This is a genomic window from Phytobacter palmae, assembly GCF_039409775.1.
Taxonomy (GTDB): Bacteria; Pseudomonadota; Gammaproteobacteria; order Enterobacterales; family Enterobacteriaceae; genus Phytobacter; species Phytobacter palmae.
Genome location: NZ_JBCIVJ010000021.1, coordinates 22,178 through 46,162, shown reverse-complemented (window position 1 = coordinate 46,162; position 23,985 = coordinate 22,178). Strand labels below are relative to the sequence as shown.

The following is a 23,985-nucleotide window of genomic DNA, read 5'->3' as shown; positions in this document are numbered from 1 at the left end:
TGTTAAAAAGCCGACCTCCGGGTCGGCTTTTTTATGCTTTCAACGCAGGCTGCCGCATTCCACTCAGGCCTGGCATCACTTCGCGCATCAACTGGAGAAACATCCGCAAACGCGCCGGATAATAACGCGCCCACGGATAGACCAGATGCACGGGTAACGGTGGAATCTGCCATTCAGGCAGTAAAACTACCAGTCTGCCTTGCTCGATATCCTGTTGTACCGTCCAGCTTGAGACAATAGCGACACCCAGTCCCGTCAACGCCGTATTGCGAGTCACATATAAACTGTCGGTATAGAGTCTGGGGGCGATGATGACTTGCTCTGTTTCACCGCTCAGCGCGTTTGTGAGAGTTACGTTATGCTGATAGAAGGTACTTAACGCAATCCATGGTAACGCAGCGAGATCCTGCGGCGTGCGAATCTCCGCAAAGCGGGCCAGCAGCGTCGGCGATGCGACGATGCAGCGCGGAACTTCGGCAAGCAGGACCGAAACTGTCGCCGGGTCCACCTCAGCCCCGACACGAATCGCGCAATCAATGTTGTCACTGAGAAAATTAACTATTTTATCGTTCAGCATCCATTGCACCGAAAGCTGAGGATAGCGCTCAAGAAAATGTGTCAGCGGGGCAAGAAGCTGCTCCTGGCCGAAAGCATGAGGCGCCCGTACACGAAGCATCCCGACGGGCTCATCTTCTGTCTGGCTCAGCTCATCTTCCAGTGCAAGCCAGGAATCGATGACGCGTCTGGCATGCTGATAGCAGCGCTCGCCATCGTCGGTAAGTTTCATCGCATGGGTGGTGCGAAGAACCAGCTTGACCCCGAGCATGGTTTCCAGCGATTGCAGGCGTCGACTTACCGTGGCCTGGGTGGTATTGAGCTGGCGCGCCGCGGCTGATAACGACCCCGCCTCGACAATGCGCACCAGCGTACGCATCAAATCAACGCGATCTATACGTTCTGTACGCTGCATTTAAATTCTCATTATACGTTTCACGTATAACCGTTTTACCACTCCACTGGCTACCGCGTCACGCTGGATTCGTCAAAAATACATTCACACCAACTATGAATATGTTTGAGGAAAAGTTATGAACCGTCATTCTCAATCGATAAATCCGGCGCAGTGGATTATCTTTGCGCTGGCGCTGGGGGCGGGTTTTAGCGTCGCGGCGATTTATTATGCACAACCCTTATTACCGCTGATGGGCAGCGACCTGCATTTAACCGTTAACGGAATGGGGCTGGTTCCAACGCTAACCCAGGCAGGCTACGCGCTGGGCATCCTCTTTTTATTACCGCTGGGTGACCGTTACGATCGTCGCCATCTTATTCTTGCCAAAAGCGCTGCGCTGGCCTTACTGCTACTGGCCTGTAGCCTGATGACACAGTTACCTGGATTATTGTTGATCAGTCTCTTGATAGGGATGGCGGCAACCATGGCGCAGGATATCGTTCCCGCCGCCGCCATCCTTGCGCCTGAGGGTAAGCAGGGGAAAACCGTCGGTACCGTGATGACTGGCTTACTGTTGGGTATTTTACTTTCTCGTACCGTGAGCGGTGTTGTCGGCGCGGCATTTGGCTGGCGCATTATGTTCCAGCTTGCGGCTGTCAGCATTGCTTTTATTGCTGTTCTGATGTGGTTTGTATTGCCGCGTTTCGCCGCCCATTCAACGCTGAGTTATCCAGCGTTAATGAAAACGATGGCGCACCTTTGGCAACGTTACCCTGCCCTACGCCGTGCTGCGTTTGCGCAGGGCTTTTTATCCATCGCGTTTAGCGCTTTCTGGTCAACGCTCGCTGTTATGTTGCTGGAAAAATATCATCTCGGAAGCGCAGTCGCAGGTATGTTTGGTATTGCAGGCGCAGCAGGCGCACTGGCGGCGCCATTGGCCGGGGGGCTGGCTGATAAAGTCGGTGCCGAAAAAGTGACCCAACTGGGTGCGGCGCTGGTCACCCTCTCCTTTGCGCTGATGTTCGCGCTGCCGGTATTGCCACCTCATGGCCAACTGGCGCTGATAGCGCTGTCAGCGGTTGGTTTTGATCTTGGCTTACAATCCAGTCTCGTCGCACACCAGAATCTGGTGTATGGCCTGGAGCCAAAGGCACGTGGTCGCCTCAATGCGCTGCTCTTTACCGTCGTGTTCGTTGGGATGGCGCTCGGTTCTGCGCTGGGCAGTAAGGTCTACACTATCGCCGCCTGGCCTGGCGTGGTGGCGCTGGCAACGTTGACCGGCGCAGTCGCCCTGGCAATCCGCTTAGTCGATAACCGTCGTGTTGCCGCAGAGTCGCGAAATATCGGATAAAAAAAAGGCCCGCACCGGATACCGGTGCAGGCACACAGAACATGTTCCAGTTTCCAGACATGTTCTAAAGCGAAGATTACTTATTGAGCTGGAACAGCGACATGCCTTGCATGTCGCTAAATGTTTTATAGGATGCCTGCAATGCCGTCTGCTGCATGGTGTAAGACGAGATTACCGAGTTCCAGTCTACGTCAACAAGATCGCTCATCTGCGTTTTCAGCGAAAGCGAACGGTCATCTCCCAACTCATCGAGATTGGTCAGCTCCTGTAACTGTGTACCCAACTGCGCTCGAACGGTCGAAACGTTGTTCAGTGAGTTGGTCAGGCCACGGTTGGCTTTATCCAGTGCTGCCTGTGAAACAGCCTGTGCTGCCTCATCTCCCGAAACCGGGACTTTCAGCGCCGCAATCGCATCATCTAACATACTGAACACGTTGGTTTGCGAAGTCCCACCATTAGGTTCGGGGATCGCGTTGCTGGTAATGCTATTGAAAACCTGGTCACCCGTATGGGCGATCACCATGCTACGGGACGCATCCACCTGCTGAGTGATAGCCACGCTGCCGCCATTATAAGCACCGGCTGAATTAAACGGTGGGGTGTCGGTTTTATAACCACCAAAAATATAGCGGCCATTACCATCAGTGCTGTTTGCCAGGTTAAGCAATTGATCGCGAATACCTTGTAGCTCCGTTGCCATAGACGCACGGTCATCGTCGCTCAATGTGCCATTCGCTGCCGCAACCAGGGAGGTATGCGCCGACGTCACCGCAGTAGTCACCTGTGACAGCACGTTTTCTTCCAGCGAAACTTTCTGGGTAGCGAAAGTACGCGCGGTTTTATACTGTTCGTTCTGCTGCTGCGCCTGCGAAACCACTACAGCCTGGGAGGCGGCAATCGGATCGTCTGAGGGCTTGTTCACGCGCTGGCCAGTCGACATTTGCAGGCCATAATCCATCCACTTAGTCTGTGAATTGGTGATCCCGCGCATGTTTTGGTCATACATCATCTGAGTACTAATACGCATCTCTTACCCCTTACTTAGCGTACGTTCAGTATCGCATCGAACAGCGTGTTTGCCGTCTGCAACACCTGCGCATTTGCGAGATAATATTGCTGGTAACGCTGCAAGTTACCGTACTCTTCGTCAAGGTTGACGCCAGAAATCGATTGCTGCTGATCAGAAAGCTGCGTAACCACATTCGCCTGCGTAGTACTGCTGGTTTTCAGCGTTGACGTTGTCGTACCGACATAGCTGATCATTGACGCGTAGGCATCGTTAAAGCTTTTGGTATTGCCGATGACTTTGCTGTTTTGCAGATTTAACAGCGCCTGGCCATTGGTGTTGTCGCTTTTACCTGATGTCGCACTGGCCGCCATGGCAATTTTCGACTCATCGGTGATGGCAACGCTCATATTGGTAATCGCGTTCACGACCGGTTTCACCGTAAAACTGTCGTTTTTATTCGCTGTACCGGAAACGTTGACAGTCAGACCGTCAAAACTGAGATTGCCGCTGGCATCAGGTGCAACGGCAAACGCCGTGTTATCCGCCAGTCGGGTCACATTCCAGCCCGTATCCGTTTTAATCAGTTTATAATCCGTCGCCTGCACTTTGGTGCGGTCACTGATGGTTGCTGTCAGTGCGCCAGTACCGGTGTTCTTTGCATTGCTCAGAGTGGACGGCGTGCCAATCGTGAAGAAGTCAGTACCCTGATCACCCTCGACATCATAGCCTTGTTTATGCTGCGCATTGAATGCATCGGCGAAAGCATAAGCCAGTTGACCCAGGGTGTTGCGTGTCTTATCCAGATCCTGAGAGCGGAAGGTCAGCACGCCCCCCAGTGAGCCGGTAGTCAGCAGTTTTTCCGGAATTTCAATATTCCCTGCTGTGGGATCAACATAGGCAACTGTCGTACGGGCCGGATCATCACTGGAAGCCACCGCGGCCAGCTGACGGGCAGTACTGCCCTGAACCAGGGTGTAGCCATTCGCCATTGTGATGTTGTAAGTGCTGTTGTCCTGGATACTGACTTCAACACCCACAATGCCGTTCAGCTCACTCACCAGTTGGTCGCGCTGATCCAGCAGGTCGTTCGGCGATGCGCCACCGCCTACTGCCGTCAGACGTGAAATTTGGTCGTTCAGATTAGCGATTTGGGTGGTGTAGTTATTAATCTGGTCGACGCTTGATGAGATCGAGGTATTGACCTGTTTGTCCTGATCGCGCAGGTACTGATCAGCCACTTTAAATTGGTTAACCAGACCGTCGGCTTTACCCAGTACGCTCTGACGGGATGATGAATCCTCGGCGTTACTGACCAGCGTCTGAACGCTGGAGAAGAAACCTTGCAGTGCAGTAGCCAGTGTATTGGTTGAACCCGACAGCATGTTGTCAATTTTTGACATCTGGTTATAACGGGTCGTCAGGCTGCTGCTCTGAGTATTCGCTGCGCGTAATTGGTTGGTGATAAAAGAGTCATATTCACGCTGTACGCCAGAGACTAACGCGCCGTTGCCAATCCACCCACCAGCACCCAGGGTGCTATTCGCCGCATTCAGGACTGTTGTCTGGCGGGTATAGCCCGTCACGTTATAACTTGAAATGTTATTACTGGTGGTATTAAGCGCCGCCTGGGCTGCGCTGAGCCCACTCATTGCGGTATTAATCAAGTTGGCCATTGAGGTTCCTTATAAACTTTGAGACATAAGTCCTGCTAACGATTATCGGCAACCTGGAGCTGAACTTGAGTCGTTTCAGAACAGATTTTCAATATCATTGCCGTAGGCTTTGCTAACCTTCTCGCCCATAGACTTAAGCTGCTGAATCATCGTCGTCAGTTTCTGCGCATATTTCGGATCGGTGGCATAACCCGCGTTCTGCAGCGCTTGTGCGCCTTGTTCCGGCGTCGCCGCTGTCGTTACCGCCGCATAACGCGGATTGCGGCTTAGCATACTGACATAGTCAGAGAGCGCTTCCAGATACGAGCTGTAGACACGGAACCTGGCTTTGACCTTTTTGGCTTCGCCATTTTCATATTCTGTGGTGGTGATTTCGGTGGTCGGCCCTTTCCAGCTTGACGTCGCCTTCACGCCGAAGATGTTAAAGCTCGGAGCGCCGTTTTCACGGGTAATTTGTCGCTGGCCCCAACCGGACTCCAGCGCAGCCTGCGCCAGGATCAGGTGGTGAGGCACCCCGCTTTGTTGACTGGCAAGTCGGGCAGGCAGAGAGAGCTGAGCCAGGAAGTCTCTGCTGTCGCCGCTCAGCGGCTCGTCACTACTTTCCGGCGCTTTCGGTAGCGCTTTGCGCACCATTTGCGTTATAGCCTGGCTTTGATAGGTGTTGATAGTTTCGCGGTCGAACTTCATCGGCACTTGCTGCATCTGGTCACCCGGAGGAACCGGCGCCTGTCCGCCGGACATCTGTTGGACCATCATATCTGCCAGACCAAGCCCTTTGCCTGCCGTCATCTGCTGAGCAATTTGCTGGTCATATAAGCTGGTGTACATCCGCGTGGAATCGCTACTGAAAATACCGTCTTTCGGCAGGGCTTCGCGCATACTTTTGAGCATCATTTGCACGAACATCCCTTCAACCTGGCGCGCCACAGGCCGCAGGTTAGCCTGCGGATCCTGGCCGGCTTTGGTTTTCAGATCATTAAGCGATTGCGCGTCCCATGCCGCGCTCGCCATCAAGCGGCTGTCAGTCAGCATTAGATGATCTCCAGCTTAGCGCGCAGGCACCCTGCGCTCTGCATTGATTGCAGAATGGACATCAGATCAATGGGCGTAGCACCCAGCGCATTCAGTGCGCGTACCACGCTGTTGAGGTTAGCGCTGGAACGAATGCTCTGCAGGGAGCCGCCACTCTGACGCAGATCAATCTGTGTCTGAGGGGTGACGACGGTCTGACCACCGCCAAACGGTGTATTCGGCTGGCTAACATTAGCAGACTGGTTGACCGTGACAGAAAGGTTCCCCTGTGCAACGGCACAGTTATCGAGTGTCACCTCGCGGTTCATAACCACAGAACCGGTACGGGAGTTGATAACAATTTTAGCATCCTGCGGCGCGACGCCCACTTCCAGGTTCTGGATATCCGCCAGCATGCGCACCTGCGAACTGCCGCCTTGTGGCACGCGCACCTGAACTGTACGAGCATCCAGCGCAGTTGCGCCACCCATGCCACGACGGTTGATGGTGTCAGCAATCTGCTGTGCCATCGTGAAGTCGTCCTGATTCAGTTGCAGGTTGATGGTGTTGCCATTACCAAACTGGGAAGGCAGTTCACGTTCAATCACAGCCCCGCCAGTGATACGTCCACCGTTAAGCTGGTTAACCGCCACGCTGCTGCCACCCGCGGAGGCCCCTGCGCCACCGACCAGAATATTCCCCTGCGCCAGCGCATACACCTGACTGTCCACCCCTTTTAGCGGAGTCATCAGCAGCGTACCGCCACGCAGGCTTTTAGCGTTACCCATAGAAGAGACCACCACATCAATGGTCTGCCCCTGCCGGCCAAACGCCGGAAGCTGGGCGGTAACCATGACCGCCGCAACGTTTTTGAGCTGCATGTTGGTGCCGGCCGGGACGGTGATCCCCATTTGCGACAACATGTTATTGAGGCTCTGGGTAGTGAATGGCGTTTGGGTGGTCTGGTCACCCGTTCCGTCAAGGCCAACCACTAAGCCATAGCCAATTAAGGAGTTTTCACGTACGCCCTGTACACTGGTGAGATCCCGGATGCGATCGGCCTGGGCGACGCACGCCACCAGCACTAACGCTATTCCAGCCAGAAATCTAAACATAATTCACCCCGGTTACATCGGCGATAAGTTAAGGAAGAAACGCTGCAGCCAGCCCATATTCTGCGCTTCGTTGATATAGCCGTTGCCGACATACTCGATTCGCGCGTCCGCCACCTGTGTGGACGGAACCGTATTGTTGCCGCTGATGGTGCGTGGGTTCACAACACCTGAGAAGCGGATAAATTCAGTGCCCTGGTTGATGGCGATCTGCTTTTCACCCACCACATGTAAATTGCCGTTAATCAGCACCTGGTCGACCGTGACGGTCAACGTGCCGCTAAATGTATTGCTGGCGTTGGCGCCGCCTTTCCCGTTGAACGAATTGCTGCCTTCGCTTGTCAGATCTGCGCGCGCGTTACCGAACAACCCTTCTAGGTAGCGTGGCGTCGTATCCATTGAGAAGCTGCTTTTGCCATCGCGGCTGGCATTCGCTGATGAACTCTTACTGGCGCTCACGTTTTCTTGCAGCACCAGCGTCAATGTATCCCCAACGTTACGCGGACGACGGTCTTCAAACAGCGGCTGGTAGCCGTAGTTGATAGGCTGCGCAGTCTGGTAAATAGAGCCATTGACGACCGGAACGGGTCCCGGCATCGGTTGAGCGGTCGTTGCGCCCTGCACCAGCGGTGTTGAGGGAACCCAGGCACATCCGTTCAACATCAGTGCCAGTAAAGCTAACAGGGGGTAGCGGCCCGCGGCGTTTTTTTGCATTACATTCATCTTCGAAATCAGGGTTCCGGTGTAGCCTGCGCCACACCGGATAACGCCTTAGAGTTGCGACAGTTTCTGCAGCATCTGATCGGTGGTCGATACCGCTTTGCTGTTAATTTCATAAGCGCGCTGAACCTGGATCATGTTCACCAGTTCTTCCGCCACGTTTACGTTCGAGGTTTCCACATACCCCTGATACAGCAGACCTGCCCCGTTCAGCCCCGGCGTCGTGGTGTTCGGCGTACCGGAAGACTGCGTTTCGAGGTACAGGTTTTCACCGATACTTTCCAGACCGGTGTCGTTCATAAAGGTTGTCAGGTTAAGTTGCCCAACCTGCACAGGTGCTGTCGCCCCCTGCTGCGTGGCGCTGACCACACCGTCACGACCAATGGTAATACTCAGGGTATTAGCCGGAATGGTAATAGCAGGCTGAACCTGGAAGCCGCCCGACGTTACCAGTTGGCCATTCTGGTCAACCTGGAATGAACCATCGCGGGTATAAGCAGAGGTGCCGTCCGGCAGCAGGACCTGGAAGAAGCCCTCACCTTTGATAGCCACATCTTTACTGTTATTGGTCTGGGAGAGGTTGCCCTGACTGTGCAGACGTTCAGTGGCCACCGGGCGAACACCGGTACCAATCTGCAGGCCAGAAGGCAGCGTAGTCTGTTCAGAAGATTGCGCGCCAGGCTGACGAATCGTCTGGTAAAGCAAATCTTCAAATACCGCGCGCTGACGCTTGAAACCATTAGTGCTGACGTTCGCCAGGTTGTTGGCGATGACGTCCATATTGGTTTGCTGGGCGTCGAGGCCGGTTTTAGCGATCCATAATGAACCTATCATAGGAAATCCTGTTTATTAGCTCATGGACAGTAACTGGTTGGCACGCTGCGCATTCTCATCAACGTTACCAATGACTTTCATTTGCATTTCAAAGCGGCGGGCGCTGGCGATCATATCGGCCATCGCCGCCATAGGTTTGACGTTACTGCCTTCCAGCACGCCTGACATCACACGAATATTTGGGTCCGGCTGTAACGTCTGACCACGGGTGGCTTGCGCGCTTTGGCTGACACGGAAAAGACCGTCATCACCACGTACCACTTCGCTACCGTTCGCTTTCACCAGTTTCAGTTTGCCAACCGGAGAAACTGTGTTCGGCGGATCACCGGCCGTCAGAGCGGAAATGGTCCCGTCCGCAGCAATGGTGACCTGTGAACCTTCCGGCACCGCAATTGGCCCGTTTTCACCCATCACCGGATGCCCCTGGATGGTCAGTTGCCCTGTCGGTGTCACCTGAATGTTACCGTTGCGGGTATACCCTTCGGACCCATCCGCGCTCTGCACCGCCAGCCAGCCATCCTGTTGCACAGCAACATCCAGTGGTCGTGACGTAAAGTTCAAGTCACCCGGCGTCATATCAGCGCCAGGTGTGGTATCGGCGACCAGTACACGGGTCGGCAACGACAGCCCTTCTACCGGCACCGCTCGCAGCGCATTAAGCTGCGCACGGAAACCCGGTGTTGAAGCGTTGGCCAGGTTGCTGGCGGTGACAGACTGCTGGTTCAGAGTCTGACTTGCCGCACCCATCGCTGTGTATATTGCGTGATCCATTAGACCATCCCGTCAGCCGATTAACGCAGGTTAACCAGCGTGTTAAGGATCTGATCCTGGGTTTTGATGGTCTGCGCGTTCGACTGATAGTTACGCTGCGCGACGATCATATTGACCAGTTCTTTACTCAGATCCACGTTAGAGGCTTCGAGCGCGCCATTGGTCAGCGAACCGAAGTTTCCGGTACCTGCCGTGCCCAGCAGCGCAACGCCGGATGCGTTCGTGGCAGACCAAACGTTGTCACCCTCAGATTTCAGGCCTTCGTTGTTGGCGAAGTTCGCCAGGACAATCTGACCCAGCACCTGTTTCTGTTCGTTGGAGTAGGAACCCACTACGGTGCCGTCATCGTTAATGGTATAGCTCACCATGGAACCCGGCTTGTAACCGTTCTGCGTGGTGGTCACGACAGCGCTGGTGGTGTTCTGCTGCATGGAGTTCAGGAAACTCAGGGAAAATGTCGCGGGAGTCGCGCCGCTAAGCGTACCAGAAGTGACCGTAATAGCCGGGTTAGCGTTTGCTGTTGTGGCCAGATCATAGCCACCGGTCGTAGCATTCGGGGTCCAGTTGTAAACACTGTCCAGGCTACCGTTCTGATTAAAAATCATTCGCGCCGCTTTGGTCGCCGTAGAGCCCGTTACGCTGGAATCCTGTGTGTAGACATCCCAGGTATTGTTTGCGGCTTTGACATAAAACACGTTCATGTCATGAGCGTTACCCTGGCTATCGTAAACGGTGATCGGCCCTTTTAAGTTATAACTGTCAGCATTAGTCGGGTCGAACGGTGTCACTGTCGGCGTCTTGGAAGACGAGTTCAGGTTAACTGGCATCGTGGCCGTCGTGGTGATTTGTGCTGACATCAGCGTCGTCGGGATAGTGATCGCCGTTGGGTTAGCGCCAGACTGGATAGTCGGAGGCGTGCCGCTTGCCGGAAAACCTGTCACTTGCAAACCCTGCATGTTCACCAGGTTGCGGTTTTCGTCCAGGGTGAACTGACCGTTGCGACTGTAATAAACAGAACCGTTGGTATCAACGAGGCGGAAGAAGCCGTTCTGGCTAATCGCGACATCCAGACCACGTCCGGTATTGGTGGTGGTGCCGTCATTAAAATCCTGGGTAACACCGGCGACTTTAACGCCCAGACCTACTTTAGATCCCGCGAACATATCGGCGAAGGACGCAGTACTGGATTTAAAGCCATACGTAGCGGAGTTGGCGATGTTGTTACCAATAAGATCGAGGTTGGTGGCCGCAGCATTCAGACCGCTGACCGCTTGTGAAAAGGCCATGACTTACTCCTGATAAGTGTTAAGGCTTAAATAATCTGCCGAACTTCGTTGAGCGTAGTGGTGCCGTAGGTACCTAAATCTAACTTGTTGCCTGAATCCGACAGCGTTACACCCTGAACCAGAGCGTATTGCAGCGGCTGAGCAACCAGTTGCGTAGTGCCTGAACTGGCGGCGATAGAAACTTTATAAGAACCATCGGGGGCGGTAGTACCGTCCGAAAGCTTGCCGTCCCAACTAAAGGTGTGGACGCCGGCGGTCAGCGGCCCCAGGTCAACGGTCTGTACTACAGTGCCGTCTTTGCTGGTGATGGTCGCAGTCGCTTTGTCCGCTGCCTGAGTCAGTTCAACACCAAACGGTGTTGTGGTTGAGTTACCGGCCAGAATTGTTGTGCCTTCAATCATCACACCGTGACCCACCAGATTGCTCGCCTGCAGCGCCTGGCTGCTGTCGATCTGACCGGAGATAGATCCCAGCGTGGTGTTCAGTTTTTCAATCCCGTTCAGCGTACTGATCTGCGCAAGCTGCGAGGTCAGTTCGTTGTTCTGCAACGGGTTGGTCGGATCCTGGTTTTTTAACTGTGCGACTAACAGGGTCAGGAAGCTGCTCTGTAGATCTGACGCGCTACTCGTGGTCAGCGGAGAGGAGCTACTGCTGCTGGTGGAGTTGACACTGCTGCTGGATGTGTCATTCACATTTACGGCGATAGACATTTAAGTCTCCTTTTACTGGCCGAGGGTAAGCGTTTTAAGCATCATGTTTTTAACGGTGTTGAGCACCTCCACGTTCGCCTGATAGCTGCGGGACGCGGACATGGTGTTCACCATTTCACCGACAACATCAACGTTAGGCATCTTGACGTAGCCCTTCGCATCCGCCAGTGGGTTGCCGGGTTCATAAACCAGCTTGTCGGGTGCCTGGCTTTCAACAACACCCGCCACTTTTACGCCGCCCGTTGCCTGACCAGGTGCAGCATCCACCTGAAAAACGACCTGTTTAGCGCGATAAGGTTGTCCGTCCGGACCGGCGACGCTGTCGGCGTTCGCCAGGTTACTGGCGGCCATGTTCAGACGTTTAGACTGCGCGGTGAGCGCGGAGCCGGAGATATCAAAAATATTCAGCAATGCCATAGTTAGTTATTCCCCTGCAACACGGACATCATGCTTTTAATCTGCCCGCCCAGCACGGTCAGCCCTGTCTGATACTTAAGGCTGTTATCCGCAAACTGTGTACGCTCGCGATCCATATCCACGGTGTTGCCATCTGCGGAAGGCTGATCCGGGATACGGTAGAGCAGGTCCGGAGACGGGGTGGAGATGGCTTGCGCCGGAATATGGCGACTGGAAGTTAACGCCAGCGAGACGCCTGAGTTCTCTGCCCGGCCACGTTCCATCACCTTTTTCAGTTCGCTGGAAAAATCCATATCACGTGCCTGATACCCCGGGGTATCGGCGTTCGCAATATTGGCGGCCAGGATTTCCTGGCGCTGCGCGCTCAGATTCAGTGCTTCTTGCTGGAACCGTAACGCGGCATCAAGTTTATCGAGCATGGCTTCCCCGCTGATGACAATTATTTAGTCAACAGCTTAAATCTCCTTACGCGCGCCTTATCGTCGGAATAAGCGCAAAATGCGTCGCTATTTATTCCGTTGATAGATTTGCGTGGCGGGTAGAATCCTGTCATCTCTTCAACAAACAACAGGCAGGGGTCTGCGATGTACACGTTGAAAAGCGGTTTAGCCGCGGCATTGCTGTTTTTGATTTTAAGCCCGCAAGTGTTGGCGCAAGACTTAAAAGCGCAGCTCACCGCGTTTTTTGCACAACGACTGGCTGGCTTTAGTGACGAGGTGGTGGTAACAATACGCACGCCGAAAAATCTTTATCCCACCTGCGAGCAGCCAGCCTTAAGTTTGACGGGGTACGCTCAGCTTTGGGGAAACGTCAACGTATTGACGAACTGCGGTAACGAAAAACGCTATTTGCAGGTAAACGTCCAGGCAACGGGGAATTATGTTGTCGCCGCTCAGGCGATTGCCCGTGGCACTGTTCTGACGCCGGGAAGCGTAGCGCTTAAACGCGGCAGGCTCGATCAGTTACCGCCGAAAACAATGCTCGATATTTCTCAGGCACAAGACGCCGTAAGCCTGCGCGATCTCTCACCCGATCAACCGGTTCAGCTCTCAATGCTGCGCCAGGCCTGGCGAGTAAAAGCGGGTCAGCGTGTGATGGTTGTAGCAAATGGCGAAGGCTTTAGTGTCAATAGTGAAGGCCAGGCACTGAACAATGCGGCAGTGTCGCAAAGTGCCCGGGTACGCATGTCTTCAGGTCAAATTGTAAGTGGAATTGTCGGCGCTGATGGGAATATTCTGATTAACCTATAATCTTTTTAAAGAATCTGCGGCATCTGCCGATAAATAAGCAACGACTGAAGATGGCAGACCCAAAACGCCGGAAAACCTCTATGAGGACAACACACTATGAGCATTGATCGTACATCGCCTTTAAAGCCGGTTAGCACCGTTCAAACACGTGAAACCAGCGACACCCAGGCACAGAAAGTACGTCTGGAAAAATCGAAGACCGCCAACAGCACGAGCGTAACGCTGAGTGATGCCCAATCCAAACTGATGCAGCCGGGCAGCAGCGACGTCAATATGGAACGCGTTGAACAATTGAAAACGGCAATCCGTAATGGAGAGCTAAAAATGGACACCGGCAAAATCGCTGATGCCCTGATTAACGAAGTGCAGAGTTACTTGAGTAAATAATGTATGAATCAACTGTCAGATATCCTTGATCAAATGACAGTTATCCTGAACGCGTTAAAAGACGTGATGGATGCTGAGCAGAAACAACTCTCTGTGGGCCATGTGCATAGCAGCACGCTGCAGCGCATCACGGAAGAGAAAAGCTCATTGCTTGCCACACTGGATTATCTTGAGCAGCAACGGCGTGAAGCGCAGAAAGTACAAAGTAGCGCGAACGACGATATTGCCGATCGCTGGCAGATAATCACACGAAAAACGCAACACCTGCGCGATCTGAACCAGCACAATGGCTGGTTGCTCGAAGGGCAAATTGCCCTTAATCGAAAAGCGCTCGAGGTACTGAAACCTCACCAGGAGCCAGGGCTCTATGGTGCGAATGGACAGACCTTTACGGGTAGCAGGGGCGGAAAAAAGATTTCCATCTAGCTGTCGCGTTCACATTCTTCTTCGCGGGAGTCGCCTGTTATGGTCGACTCCCTTTTGCGCTTACGCTATCCGGCGGGCGAAATCTTTCACTCTGAACCCCAGCAGCGCCAGCGTTGCAAAATAAGCCACAACACCTACCGCCACCACGGCCATTAACCGAATCAGTCGATGCGCCATATTGCCTTGCGCCCAGTCTGGCATCACATACAGCATGCCCAGCAGCGCCGCGGCCATTACTATCACCGCAATGATGAGACGTGTCAGGAAACGCCCCCAGCCAGCCTGTGGGGTAAAAATATTCTGCCTGCGCAACTGCCAGTAGAGCAGACTGGCATTCAGGCATGCCGCCAGGCCAATCGAGAGTGACAGACCAGCATGTTTAAGCGGGCCGATAAACGCCAGGTTCATTAGCTGCGTCATCACCAGGGTGACGATGGCAATCTTTACCGGCGTTTTGATGTCCTGTCGTGAATAGAACCCTGGCGCCAACACTTTCACCACAATGAGGCCCATCAGGCCAACCGAATAGGCGATAAGCGCGCGCTGCGTCATCTGGGCGTCAAACGGGGTGAATTTCCCATACTGAAAGAGCGAAACCGTCAGCGGCTTTGCGAGAATGCCTAACGCCACGGCGCTTGGCAGCGCCAGCAAAAAGCATAACCGCAGTCCCCAATCCATCAGGCGGCAATACTCATCATGATTACCGCTGGCAAAACTTCGCGAGAGTGACGGCAACAAAATCGTCCCCAGCGCCACGCCAAGCACCCCGGAGGGAAACTCCATCAGGCGGTCAGCGTAATACATCCACGAGACCGAACCGGAGACCAGGAAGGAGGCAAAAATAGTATTGATGATCAGGGATATCTGGCTGACCGATACGCCGAGGATCGCCGGCCCCATCTGTTTCATCACCCGCATCGCACCTGCATCGCGGAAACTGATGCGCGGCAGCACCAGCATGCCAATTTTTTTCAGATGCGGCAGTTGATACACCAGTTGCAGCACACCGCCCACCGTTACCGCCCATGCCAGCGCAAGTACTGGCGGATGGAAATACGGCGCGCCGAACAGGGCAAAACCAATCATGCTGATATTAAGAAATGTGGGCGCAAATGCCGGGACAGAGAAGCGGTTCCAGGTATTCAGGATCGCCCCCGCGAGCGACGCCAGTGAAATCAGCAAAATGTAGGGGAACGTTATCTGCAAAAGCTGAGAGGTTAATGCAAATTTATCAGCAGTGTCGGCAAAGCCCGGCGCCGTAACCAGAATGACCCAGGGCGCCGCCAGCATCCCGGCAAGGGTGACAATAGCCAGCGCCAGCGTTAACAGCCCCGAAACATAAGCAACAAAAACCCGCGTCGCCTCTTCGCCTTGTTTACTTTTATATTCCGCAAGAATAGGGACAAAGGCCTGAGAAAATGCCCCTTCGGCAAAAATACGTCGTAAGAGATTTGGCAGTTTAAAGGCTACAAAGAAGGCGTCAGTCGCCATCCCCGCACCAAATACCCTCGCCACAATGGCATCGCGTGCAAAACCCAGCACGCGAGAAAACATGGTCATTGAGCTGACGGCCGCCAGCGATTTTAATAAGTTCATTTAGGGTTCCATAAACACAACGCCTGCACAAAGCAGGCGTTGGTATCGCGAAGCGCTTAGTCTACCTGGAATAACGCGAATTTCTACCGCCATATGTTACAGAGGGTTATTCGCTCATCGCCTCGCGCCAGAGTTTTTCGACGATGCGCTGGGCAAGAATGGCCTGTTCCCCTGCTGTTTCAGGAACCGTCTGATTTTGCACGCATTCAATAAAATGACGCGCGCAGCCGGCGAAGCCCCGCTGCTCCAGCGTACTCTGCCAGCCAGGTATTGCTGGTGTCACTACTCCCTGCCCCTGCTCTTCACGCCATTCACGCATATCAGTAACGTCATAGAGCCCGCCGTCCGTTACCGCCTGCACCCACTCACGTTGGCTACCGGCACGGCGATGCATACTGGTGGTGATTTGCAACGCTCCCTGTGCAAAGTGGTGCTCGGCGTAAATCATTTCGCCCTCGTCATTGGTCAGTAATGTGCCACTGGCAAGCGACGCATTGCCCCCGGCTAACCAGAGCGCTGTATCCACTACATGCAGATAATCATCAAGTAAGGTGAAGCGCAGATCGTGTGGGCCAACGCTGTTGCTGCGATGTTTATCCATACGCAGCGAGGCAGCCTGCGGCAAATGACTTTTTAACTGACGGTACAGCGGCGCGAAACGGCGATTAAACCCCACCATCAACGTCAGCTTTTTACGCGCCGCCAGTTCAATGAGTTTTTCCGCGTCCGTTAAATTTTCTGCCAGGGGTTTATCGACGCAAACATGGACACCTGCATTAAGAAGTTCACTCACCACCGCGTAATGCGAGGCGGTGGAGGTATGGACAAAGACCGCGTCGGACTGCGCGGCGAGATCGGCTAACGACCCGGCATAAGGTATACGCCAGGTATCGCACACGCGCTGCGCTTTTTCTCGCGTGGGTGACCAGGCTGCCGCCAGCGTCCAGTCGCTCGCCGCTCCCAGTACCGGTAACCAGGCTTTTTGCGCGATGCCGCCTAATCCCACCACTCCAATACGTAATGCCGCCACGATTAATCTCCCGGATGTTCGAGTAGTGAAGCCAGACGCTGTTTCAGTTCAGCGACCTCATTTTCCAGCGCTTCGACACGTGAAGCCAGATCGTTGTCGCTATCAAGCGGGCTTACCGCCTCCACAACGTTAATCAGCGTCGCCACATCACCGCTAAACAGATGCATATAGCGGCTTTCCCGTTTGCCCGGCTCTCGCGGTAAACGCACAACATAGGGGCCATCTTCGCGCTGAGCCAGATTCTCCAGCGCGCTTTCAACTTCCCCCATATCGTTAAATTCATGCATCCGCGCCGCGCGTCCGCGCAGTTCACCCGGCGTTTGCGCGCCGCGCAGCAATAGCGTGGTAATGAGTGCCACTTCAGCTGAGGTAAGTTTCAGGTCGCCAAATTCGGAGTTACAGAAACGCTGCTCATATTTAGTGACGCGATTACCGAAACCACTGACTGTGCGCAAATAGTGGCGCTTAACCAGTGTATCCAGTACGTCCTGTACCTCATGCTCGCTGAGGTTCATGACCGGTTCACGGTTGGTTTTTTGGTTACATGCGGTCACCACGGCATTCACTGACAGTGGATATTGTTCGGGTGTAGTGACCTGTTTTTCCAGCAAACATCCGATGACGCGCGCTTCCGTGGCACTGAGCTGATACTTCATGTTTTCTCCTTAACGACCCGGGGTCCAGTCTTTGGTGGTCAATGCCGTCAATACATGATCACGCCACTGTCCATCAATCAGCAGATACGCTTTTGCGTAACCCTCTTTTTCAAAACCAAGGCGTGCCAGTAAATCGCCGCTGCGTTTATTGTGCGGCATATAATTCGCCATAATACGATGCAAATGTTGCGTTCGTTGCATATAGCGAATGGCTGCCGTCAACGCTTCAAACATTAACCCCTGCCCCTGCCATTTTTGCCCGATGGAATACCCCAGATAGCAGGCATGAAACGAACCGCGTACCACGTTGGAGAAATTCGCCACGCCAATGATTTCTTTTTCTTCTGGATCGAGTAGCGCGAAGTAAAAAGCGGTTCCTTGTTTATGGAATTCGTTAATCATACCCAGGCGGGCCTGCCAACCAGACGGATAGCAATGGCTCTCGTCACGAACCGGTTCCCAGGGTTTTAAAAATTGACGGTTCTCAGCGTAATAGTCCGCAAGCCGCCAGGCGTCCCGCTCATGGACTAAGCGAACCACCAGCCTGTCAGTGACCAGGCGTACTTTCGGCACATTACTGCGATAGCCAAACATTCATTCCTTCTCCTTCCGGTTACTTCTCTCAACCCCTTCCCTTTACTATACATTTGCTCGGCCACTCTGTGAAAACAACAACCTGCATTTTCGCAATCCATACGTTTTTTCGATGAGAACTCTGAATTAAAGCCCGCTTTTGATAAAAAAATATTGTCGCCCCGACGATGGGAAAACATCAGGCGACCCGGCAGAATATGAAAGTACTTTCTATTATTTCCCGGGAGGGGGAATGTCACGCGTATCGCAGGCAAGGAGCCTGGGTAAATATTTCCTGCTCGTCGATAATATGTTGGTGGTGCTGGGCTTTTTCGTCGTTTTCCCGCTTATTTCTATACGTTTTGTTGATCAACTCGGCTGGGCTGCCTTAATGGTCGGCATTGCCCTTGGGTTACGGCAATTTGTGCAGCAAGGGCTGGGGGTTTTCGGCGGCGCCATCGCCGACCGTTTTGGCGCCAAACCACTGATCGTCACCGGCATGCTGATGCGTGCGGCGGGTTTTGCCACGATGGGCATCGCCCATGACCCCTGGCTACTGTGGTGCTCGTGCATATTATCCGGACTGGGCGGTACGCTCTTTGACCCGCCGCGTACAGCGCTGGTGGTCAAGCTGATTCGCCCATCCCAGCGTGGACGCTTCTTCTCAATCCTGATGATGCAGGACAGCGCGGGTGCGGTAATTGGTGCACTGATTGGCAGTTGGCTGCTGCAATACGATTTTCGTCTGGTCTGTGTCGTCGGCGCCGCTGTATTTGTTCTTTGCGCAGGCTTTAATGCCTGGCTACTGCCCGCCTGGAAATTATCGACAGTAAAAACGCCGGTGCGCGAAGGACTCAGTCGCGTGTTACGTGACAAACGCTTTGTCACCTATGTGCTGACGCTCACCGGGTATTATATGCTGGCGGTACAGGTGATGCTGATGCTGCCTATCATGGTGAATGATATTGCCGGTTCGCCGGCGGCTGTTAAATGGATGTACGCCATCGAGGCCAGCCTGTCGCTGACGCTGCTTTATCCTATAGCCCGCTGGAGTGAAAAGCGTTTTCGCCTGGAACATCGGCTAATGGCCGGGTTGGTTTGTATGTCATTTAGCCTGTTACCGATAGGTCTGGTCACCAGCCTGCAGCAACTGTTTACGCTGATTTGCACCTTTTATATCGGATCGATTATTGCTGAACCAGCGCGTGAAACCTTAAGTGCGGCGCTGGCTGACTCGCGTGCCCGCGGCAGTTATATGGGATTCAGTCGTCTGGGCCTGGCGTTTGGCGGTGCGCTGGGATATACCGGCGGTGGCTGGCTGTTTGACGTGGGTAAAGCGCTAAGTCAACCGGCGTTACCCTGGATGATGCTGGCGCTGATTGGTCTTATCACCTTTTTCGCCCTGCTGTGGCAATTCGCGCAAAAACGCACCCCTGCCCGCCTGCTCGAACCCGGCGCGTAATTTGCCACTCCTTTTAATCTCCTCCATACTTTTTTGTGATGGACAATCAGTATGGAGGAGAATCGTGAAACTCTACATTTATGATCACTGCCCGTTCTGCGTTAAGGCCCGCATGATTTTCGGTCTCAAGAATATCCCCGTAGAACTCAACGTCTTGCTCAATGATGACGAAGCAACGCCGACCCGTATGATTGGTCAAAAAATGGCGCCGATCCTGCAAAAAGATGACAGCCGTTATCTACCAGAAAGCATGGATATTGTGCATTACGTCGACAAGTCTGACGGTAAGCCACTGCTGACCGGGAAGCAGAATCCGGCCCTCGAAACCTGGCTCAGAAAAGTGAATAGCTACGTTAACCGCCTGCTCATCCCGCGCTTTGCGAAAAGCGCCTTTGATGAGTTCGCAACGCCTGAAGCGAGAGCGTACTTTGTCGCTAAAAAAGAGGCTGCCATCGGCAACTTTGCTGAGCATATGGCCCATTCATCGGGGCTAATCAAAAATATCAGCGATGATTTACGTGCACTGGATAAGCTAATTGTTCAGCCAAATGCAGTAAACGGTGAACTGTCAGATGATGATATTCACCTGTTCCCCTTGTTGAGGAATCTGACTATTGTTGCGGGCATTAACTGGCCTACGCGCGTGGCCGACTACCGCGATAATATGGCGAAACAGACTCAAATTAACTTGCTCTCATCAATAGCGATATAATGCCACAGGCGGAAGCGCTCGCTTCCGCTTTCAGCTTTTTCTGCTGGCTTATCCTGTGCCCTGGACTGATGCTACAGACAAGGATGAATACACAGGCACTCTGTTGAGGAACATAATGAAAAAGATTATTCTCGCCGCAGCACTGATTTTAAGCGGCGTTTTGGTGGGTTGTAACCAGCTAACACAGTACAGCATCAGCGAGCAGGAAATTAACCAGTCACTGCAAAAACACAATAATTTCGCCAAAGATATCGGCCTGCCTGGCGTGGCGGATGCACATATTGTCCTCAGCAATCTGGCAAGCCAGATTGGACGTGAGGAACCGAATAAAATTACTCTTTCTGGCGATGCCAGCCTGGATATGAACTCCCTTTTCGGTAGCCAGAAAGCCACCATGAAACTCAAAATGAAGGCGCTGCCTGTCTTTGATAAAGAAAAGGGGGCAATCTACCTCCAGGAGATGGAAGTGGTCGACGCAACCGTCATGCCGCAAAAAATGCAGTCCATTCTGCAAACATTGATGCCCTATCTGAACCAGTCCCTGCAGACCTACTTTAATCAGCACCCTGCTTATATCCTGCGTGAAGACAGCAGTAAAGGCGAAGCGCTGGCGAAAAAATATGCCAAAGGTATCGAAGTGAAACCGGGTGAAATTATCATCCCTCTCACCGATTAAGCCCGTGAGGCTTTTTCAGAAAAAGAGGCAAACGCAGACGTTTATATACCCAAAATAATCAGTCTTGCTGATAAGCGTCGAGCCAGTAAACTCCCGGAAGCTTACTCAGGTCAGTGACCGGGATGAGAGAAGCCAACGCATATGCAGCTTGAAGTATGACGGGTATACGCTTATTCTTAGTGCCCGGCAAAAAACCAGCCATATTGACTGATTCTCACCCAGCCGGAGCACTCTGATGACAGCACAATCCCAGGTTTTAAAAATCCGCCGCCCTGATGACTGGCACGTTCATTTACGTGACGGCGAAATGTTAAAAACCGTCGTGCCCTGGACCAGCGAAACCTATGCTCGCGCCATCGTCATGCCCAACCTTGTCCCGCCGGTGACCAGCGTCGATGCGGCTATCGCTTACCGCCAGCGCATCCTTGATGCCGTGCCTGCCGGACATGACTTTACTCCGCTGATGACCTGCTATCTGACCGACTCGCTCAATCCTGACGAAGTGGAACGCGGTTTTCGCGAGAATGTCTTTACCGCTGCCAAGCTCTATCCTGCCAATGCAACCACTAACTCCAGCCACGGAGTGACCAGCATTGATGCCATCATGCCGGTGCTTGAGCGTATGGAAAAGCTGGGGATGCCACTGCTGGTTCACGGTGAAGTGACCCATGCGGAGATCGATATCTTCGATCGCGAGGCCCGCTTTATCGAGACGGTCATGGAACCGCTTCACCAGCGTCTGCCGGGGTTGAAAGTGGTTTTTGAGCACATCACTACTAAAGATGCGGCAGAATATGTGCGTGACGGTAATGAGCTATTGGCTGCCACCATCACACCGCAGCATCTGATGTTCAACCGCAACCATATGCTGGTTGGTGGGGTGCGCCCCCATCTCTACTGTCTGCCCATTCTGAAACGCAACGTGCATCAGCAGGCGTTGCGTGAACTGGTTGCCAGCGGCTTTACTCGCGCCTTTCTCGGCACGGATTCTGCGCCGCACGCCCGCCATCGTAAAGAGGCCAGTTGTGGCTGTGCAGGTTGCTTCAACGCGCCGACCGCGCTGGCAAGTTATGCCACCGTGTTTGAGGAGATGAATGCACTACAGCATTTTGAAGCTTTCTGTTCACTCAACGGTCCGCGTTTTTATGGCTTGCCGGTGAATGAGTCTTTTATTGAACTGGTGCGTGAAGATTCCACGGTCATTGACAGTATTGACTTGCCGGAAGATACAATCATCCCGTTCCTTGCCGGTGAGACCGTGCACTGGACAGTGAAATCCTGATTTTTTTTACAACCCCCTGTTGTAAACCTTTTAAGGTAACTGTATAAATACACAGTATATAACACAGGGGGTTGCCATGCGCATTGAAGTGACTATTGCCAAAACTACACCACTCCCGCCAGGTGCTATCGATGCGCTGGCGAGCGAGTTATCCCGCCGACTGAATAATTATTACCCCGATAGCGAAAATAAAATTACGGTTCGTTATGCGGCAGCAAATAACTTGTCCGTGATGGGCGGAGCAAAAGAAGATAAAGAGCGCGTCAGTGAAATTTTGCAGGAAACCTGGGAAAGCGCAGACGACTGGTTTATCCGGGATTAAAAAATAATCTGTATTGTGCATGTTTTGCCGGGTCGCCCCGGCTTTTTTGTTTTTTTTTAAGCAAAAATCTTACTCCTCACCTAACCTGCTTAAAAATAACGCGTAAGTTAGCGCTTTCTTGTTCAAAAAAATCCAACTGCAATAAAATTATGTTGCAGAGTGTTATTTATTCGATCAGCAAGGTTAAATATTGGTATACTGAAAAGGCTTCACAAAACACGCATTGAACCTCGAAAGTCGTTGTCATTTAACACGCATAAGGGGGTTATGATGGAAAAGAATAATGAAGTCATCCAGACCCATCCTCTGGTTGGATGGGATATCAGCACAGTGGACAGTTACGACGCACTGATGTTGCGCTTACATTACCAGACCCCAAACAGAGCCGCTTCACAGGATACCGAAGTAGGCCAGACGTTGTGGTTAACGACCGAAGTTGCCCGCCAGTTTATTTCGATTTTAGAAGCGGGTATCGCCAAAATAGAATCAGGCGAGTACCAGGAAAATGAGTATCGCAGGCATTAGCAATAATGCTCAATAATCACTCAACAGGCACCCATGTGGTGCCTTAATTATTTCCCGTCTTGTATAACGCCTCCCGGTTATTTACTCTCCTGCCTACGCACTTGATGGAGAACAACATGAAATACGATTTGATCATCATTGGCAGCGGCTCTGTCGGTGCAGCGGCGGGCTATTATGCATCCCGTGCCGGTCTCAACGTACTGATGACCGATGCGCACCTGCCGCCGCATCAGGAAGGGAGCCATCATGGCGATACCCGCTTAATCCGCCATGCTTATGGGGAAGGGGAAAAATACGTTCCGCTGGTTCTGCGCGCCCAGGAACTGTGGGATCAGCTGGTTGCTGAAAGCGGCGAAGCCGTATTTGAGCGCACCGGGGTTCTCAATCTTGGCCCGGCGCACTCCTCTTTCCTGGCGAATGTCGCGCAAAGTGCGCTGCGCTGGGATCTGGCCGTAGAAAAACTTGATGCGCCATCGCTGATGGCACGCTGGCCAGAAATCGCCGTCCCGGATGACTACATCGGCTTGTTCGAAGCCGATTCCGGCGTACTTCGCAGCGAACTGGCAATTAAAACCTGGATTCGCCTGGCACAAGAAGCCGGATGCGCACAACTGTTCAACTGCCCGGTGACAGCCTTGCATACAGCAGATGATGGCGTGAGTATCGATACGTCAGAGGGCACATTCAGCGCGAAAAAGATCCTGGTCAGTAGCGGCACATGGGTTGCGCGACTGGTTCCGGGCTTACCTGTCCAGCCGGTACGCAAAGTCTTTACCTGGTTCCAGGCCGATGGTCGTTACAGTGCCCGAAATCGTTTCCCGGCCTTTACCAGTGAAATGGCAGATGGCTCCCAGTACTATGGTTTTCCCGCTGAGGACGATGCGTTAAAAATCGGCAAGCATAACGGCGGCCAGTTAATTAACGAGCCCAGCGAACGTCTACCGTTTGGCGCAGTGGCTTCTGATGGTTCAGAATGCTTCAACTTCCTTCGCCAGTTCTTACCCGGCATCGGCGGCTGTCTGTACGGAGCCTCTTGTACTTATGATAATTCACCTGATGAAGACTTTATTATCGATACCCTCCCCGACTCATCTGATGTCTTGCTGGTCACAGGGCTGAGCGGACACGGCTTCAAGTTTGCGCCAGTACTGGGGGAAATTGCGAGCCTGTTCGCGAAGGGGGAAAGCAGTAAGTTTGATTTAACCCCCTTCTCTTTAGCACGCTTTGCGGGATAATTTCTTT

27 protein-coding genes are annotated in these 23,985 nt (G+C 53.1%); 11 read left to right on the top strand and 16 right to left on the bottom strand.

The window, feature by feature from the left end:
- Positions 1 to 31: 31 nt before the first annotated feature.
- Positions 32 to 970 carry a LysR family transcriptional regulator gene (locus AAIG39_RS20980; RefSeq protein WP_090087922.1) on the bottom strand — a complete coding sequence of 313 codons (939 nt, stop codon included), beginning with the start codon at positions 968 to 970 and terminating at the stop codon, positions 32 to 34.
- 118 nt (positions 971 to 1,088) lie between these two features.
- On the opposite strand from AAIG39_RS20980, the gene AAIG39_RS20975 reads away from it, so the two are divergent.
- Positions 1,089 to 2,303 (top strand): MFS transporter, encoded by a 1,215-nt coding sequence (locus AAIG39_RS20975; protein WP_249572171.1) that lies wholly within the window; start codon positions 1,089 to 1,091, stop codon positions 2,301 to 2,303.
- Positions 2,304 to 2,379: 76 nt separating this feature from the next.
- Here the strand turns inward: AAIG39_RS20975 and flgL are convergent, their stop codons facing one another.
- The 11 genes from flgL to flgB form a co-directional block, all read right to left on the bottom strand.
- Positions 2,380 to 3,330: a flagellar hook-associated protein FlgL gene (gene flgL / locus AAIG39_RS20970; RefSeq protein ID WP_090087926.1), complete on the bottom strand. Its 951-nt coding sequence runs from the start codon at positions 3,328 to 3,330 to the stop codon at positions 2,380 to 2,382.
- A 14-nt stretch (positions 3,331 to 3,344) separates the two neighbouring features.
- Positions 3,345 to 4,985 carry a flagellar hook-associated protein FlgK gene (flgK, locus tag AAIG39_RS20965; protein WP_090087927.1) on the bottom strand — a complete coding sequence of 547 codons (1,641 nt, stop codon included), beginning with the start codon at positions 4,983 to 4,985 and terminating at the stop codon, positions 3,345 to 3,347.
- Between the two features lie 75 nt (positions 4,986 to 5,060).
- Positions 5,061 to 6,017: a flagellar assembly peptidoglycan hydrolase FlgJ gene (flgJ, locus tag AAIG39_RS20960; RefSeq protein WP_343194648.1), complete on the bottom strand. Its 957-nt coding sequence runs from the start codon at positions 6,015 to 6,017 to the stop codon at positions 5,061 to 5,063.
- Complete coding sequence (locus tag AAIG39_RS20955) at positions 6,017 to 7,111, bottom strand: flagellar basal body P-ring protein FlgI (protein ID WP_090087931.1); 1,095 nt, start codon at positions 7,109 to 7,111, stop codon at positions 6,017 to 6,019. The genes flgJ and AAIG39_RS20955 overlap by 1 nt, the downstream gene beginning before the upstream one ends.
- A gap of 12 nt (positions 7,112 to 7,123) precedes the next feature.
- Positions 7,124 to 7,822 (bottom strand): flagellar basal body L-ring protein FlgH, encoded by a 699-nt coding sequence (locus tag AAIG39_RS20950; RefSeq protein ID WP_090088006.1) that lies wholly within the window; start codon positions 7,820 to 7,822, stop codon positions 7,124 to 7,126.
- 57 nt (positions 7,823 to 7,879) lie between these two features.
- Positions 7,880 to 8,662, bottom strand: a complete 783-nt coding sequence (gene flgG / locus AAIG39_RS20945) for a flagellar basal-body rod protein FlgG (RefSeq protein WP_041851741.1) — start codon at positions 8,660 to 8,662, stop codon at positions 7,880 to 7,882.
- A 15-nt stretch (positions 8,663 to 8,677) separates the two neighbouring features.
- The gene (locus tag AAIG39_RS20940) at positions 8,678 to 9,433 is read right to left on the bottom strand and encodes a flagellar basal body rod protein FlgF (protein WP_090087933.1); all 756 of its coding nucleotides are present in this window, start codon (positions 9,431 to 9,433) and stop codon (positions 8,678 to 8,680) included.
- A 20-nt stretch (positions 9,434 to 9,453) separates the two neighbouring features.
- Positions 9,454 to 10,719 carry a flagellar hook protein FlgE gene (gene flgE, locus AAIG39_RS20935; protein ID WP_090087934.1) on the bottom strand — a complete coding sequence of 422 codons (1,266 nt, stop codon included), beginning with the start codon at positions 10,717 to 10,719 and terminating at the stop codon, positions 9,454 to 9,456.
- 26 nt (positions 10,720 to 10,745) lie between these two features.
- A complete protein-coding gene (flgD, locus tag AAIG39_RS20930; protein WP_090087936.1) occupies positions 10,746 to 11,429 on the bottom strand; it encodes a flagellar hook assembly protein FlgD in 684 nt (227 codons plus the stop codon).
- A gap of 12 nt (positions 11,430 to 11,441) precedes the next feature.
- Entirely contained in the window at positions 11,442 to 11,846 is a 405-nt protein-coding gene (gene flgC / locus AAIG39_RS20925) for a flagellar basal body rod protein FlgC (protein WP_090087938.1), read from the bottom strand.
- A 2-nt stretch (positions 11,847 to 11,848) separates the two neighbouring features.
- Positions 11,849 to 12,265: a flagellar basal body rod protein FlgB gene (gene flgB, locus AAIG39_RS20920; RefSeq protein WP_249572170.1), complete on the bottom strand. Its 417-nt coding sequence runs from the start codon at positions 12,263 to 12,265 to the stop codon at positions 11,849 to 11,851.
- Between the two features lie 165 nt (positions 12,266 to 12,430).
- On the opposite strand from flgB, the gene flgA reads away from it, so the two are divergent.
- The 3 genes from flgA to flgN all read left to right on the top strand — a co-directional run bounded on the left by flgA (position 12,431) and on the right by flgN (position 13,909).
- Positions 12,431 to 13,096 carry a flagellar basal body P-ring formation chaperone FlgA gene (gene flgA / locus AAIG39_RS20915; protein WP_343194647.1) on the top strand — a complete coding sequence of 222 codons (666 nt, stop codon included), beginning with the start codon at positions 12,431 to 12,433 and terminating at the stop codon, positions 13,094 to 13,096.
- A 96-nt stretch (positions 13,097 to 13,192) separates the two neighbouring features.
- Positions 13,193 to 13,483, top strand: coding sequence for a flagellar biosynthesis anti-sigma factor FlgM (gene flgM / locus AAIG39_RS20910; protein WP_090087941.1), 291 nt, complete (start codon positions 13,193 to 13,195; stop codon positions 13,481 to 13,483).
- A gap of 3 nt (positions 13,484 to 13,486) precedes the next feature.
- Complete coding sequence (flgN, locus tag AAIG39_RS20905; protein ID WP_047369841.1) at positions 13,487 to 13,909, top strand: flagella biosynthesis chaperone FlgN; 423 nt, start codon at positions 13,487 to 13,489, stop codon at positions 13,907 to 13,909.
- Between the two features lie 60 nt (positions 13,910 to 13,969).
- Here flgN and murJ read toward each other — a convergent pair whose 3' ends face one another.
- From murJ to rimJ, 4 genes are all read right to left on the bottom strand, one after another.
- The gene (gene murJ, locus AAIG39_RS20900; protein WP_090087943.1) at positions 13,970 to 15,505 is read right to left on the bottom strand and encodes a murein biosynthesis integral membrane protein MurJ; all 1,536 of its coding nucleotides are present in this window, start codon (positions 15,503 to 15,505) and stop codon (positions 13,970 to 13,972) included.
- Between the two features lie 106 nt (positions 15,506 to 15,611).
- Complete coding sequence (locus tag AAIG39_RS20895; protein WP_249572168.1) at positions 15,612 to 16,535, bottom strand: Gfo/Idh/MocA family protein; 924 nt, start codon at positions 16,533 to 16,535, stop codon at positions 15,612 to 15,614.
- Positions 16,536 to 16,537: 2 nt separating this feature from the next.
- On the bottom strand, positions 16,538 to 17,191 hold the full coding sequence (locus AAIG39_RS20890; protein WP_090087946.1) for a YceH family protein: 654 nt from the start codon (positions 17,189 to 17,191) through the stop codon (positions 16,538 to 16,540).
- Between the two features lie 9 nt (positions 17,192 to 17,200).
- Entirely contained in the window at positions 17,201 to 17,785 is a 585-nt protein-coding gene (gene rimJ, locus AAIG39_RS20885) for a ribosomal protein S5-alanine N-acetyltransferase (RefSeq protein WP_041851753.1), read from the bottom strand.
- Positions 17,786 to 18,017: 232 nt separating this feature from the next.
- Here rimJ and mdtH point away from each other — a divergent pair, with 232 nt between their 5' ends.
- From mdtH to solA, 7 genes are all read left to right on the top strand, one after another.
- Entirely contained in the window at positions 18,018 to 19,226 is a 1,209-nt protein-coding gene (gene mdtH / locus AAIG39_RS20880) for a multidrug efflux MFS transporter MdtH (RefSeq protein WP_090087949.1), read from the top strand.
- 64 nt (positions 19,227 to 19,290) lie between these two features.
- Positions 19,291 to 19,938 (top strand): glutaredoxin 2, encoded by a 648-nt coding sequence (gene grxB, locus AAIG39_RS20875; protein ID WP_343194646.1) that lies wholly within the window; start codon positions 19,291 to 19,293, stop codon positions 19,936 to 19,938.
- Positions 19,939 to 20,053: 115 nt separating this feature from the next.
- The gene (locus AAIG39_RS20870) at positions 20,054 to 20,614 is read left to right on the top strand and encodes a lipoprotein (protein ID WP_249572164.1); all 561 of its coding nucleotides are present in this window, start codon (positions 20,054 to 20,056) and stop codon (positions 20,612 to 20,614) included.
- Between the two features lie 235 nt (positions 20,615 to 20,849).
- Complete coding sequence (pyrC, locus tag AAIG39_RS20865; protein ID WP_343194645.1) at positions 20,850 to 21,896, top strand: dihydroorotase; 1,047 nt, start codon at positions 20,850 to 20,852, stop codon at positions 21,894 to 21,896.
- Positions 21,897 to 21,972: 76 nt separating this feature from the next.
- Positions 21,973 to 22,218, top strand: a complete 246-nt coding sequence (gene dinI / locus AAIG39_RS20860; protein ID WP_090087956.1) for a DNA damage-inducible protein I — start codon at positions 21,973 to 21,975, stop codon at positions 22,216 to 22,218.
- 270 nt (positions 22,219 to 22,488) lie between these two features.
- Positions 22,489 to 22,743: a biofilm formation regulator BssS gene (gene bssS / locus AAIG39_RS20855; RefSeq protein WP_041851759.1), complete on the top strand. Its 255-nt coding sequence runs from the start codon at positions 22,489 to 22,491 to the stop codon at positions 22,741 to 22,743.
- 116 nt (positions 22,744 to 22,859) lie between these two features.
- Positions 22,860 to 23,978 carry an N-methyl-L-tryptophan oxidase gene (gene solA / locus AAIG39_RS20850; RefSeq protein WP_343194644.1) on the top strand — a complete coding sequence of 373 codons (1,119 nt, stop codon included), beginning with the start codon at positions 22,860 to 22,862 and terminating at the stop codon, positions 23,976 to 23,978.
- Positions 23,979 to 23,985: the final 7 nt, after the last annotated feature.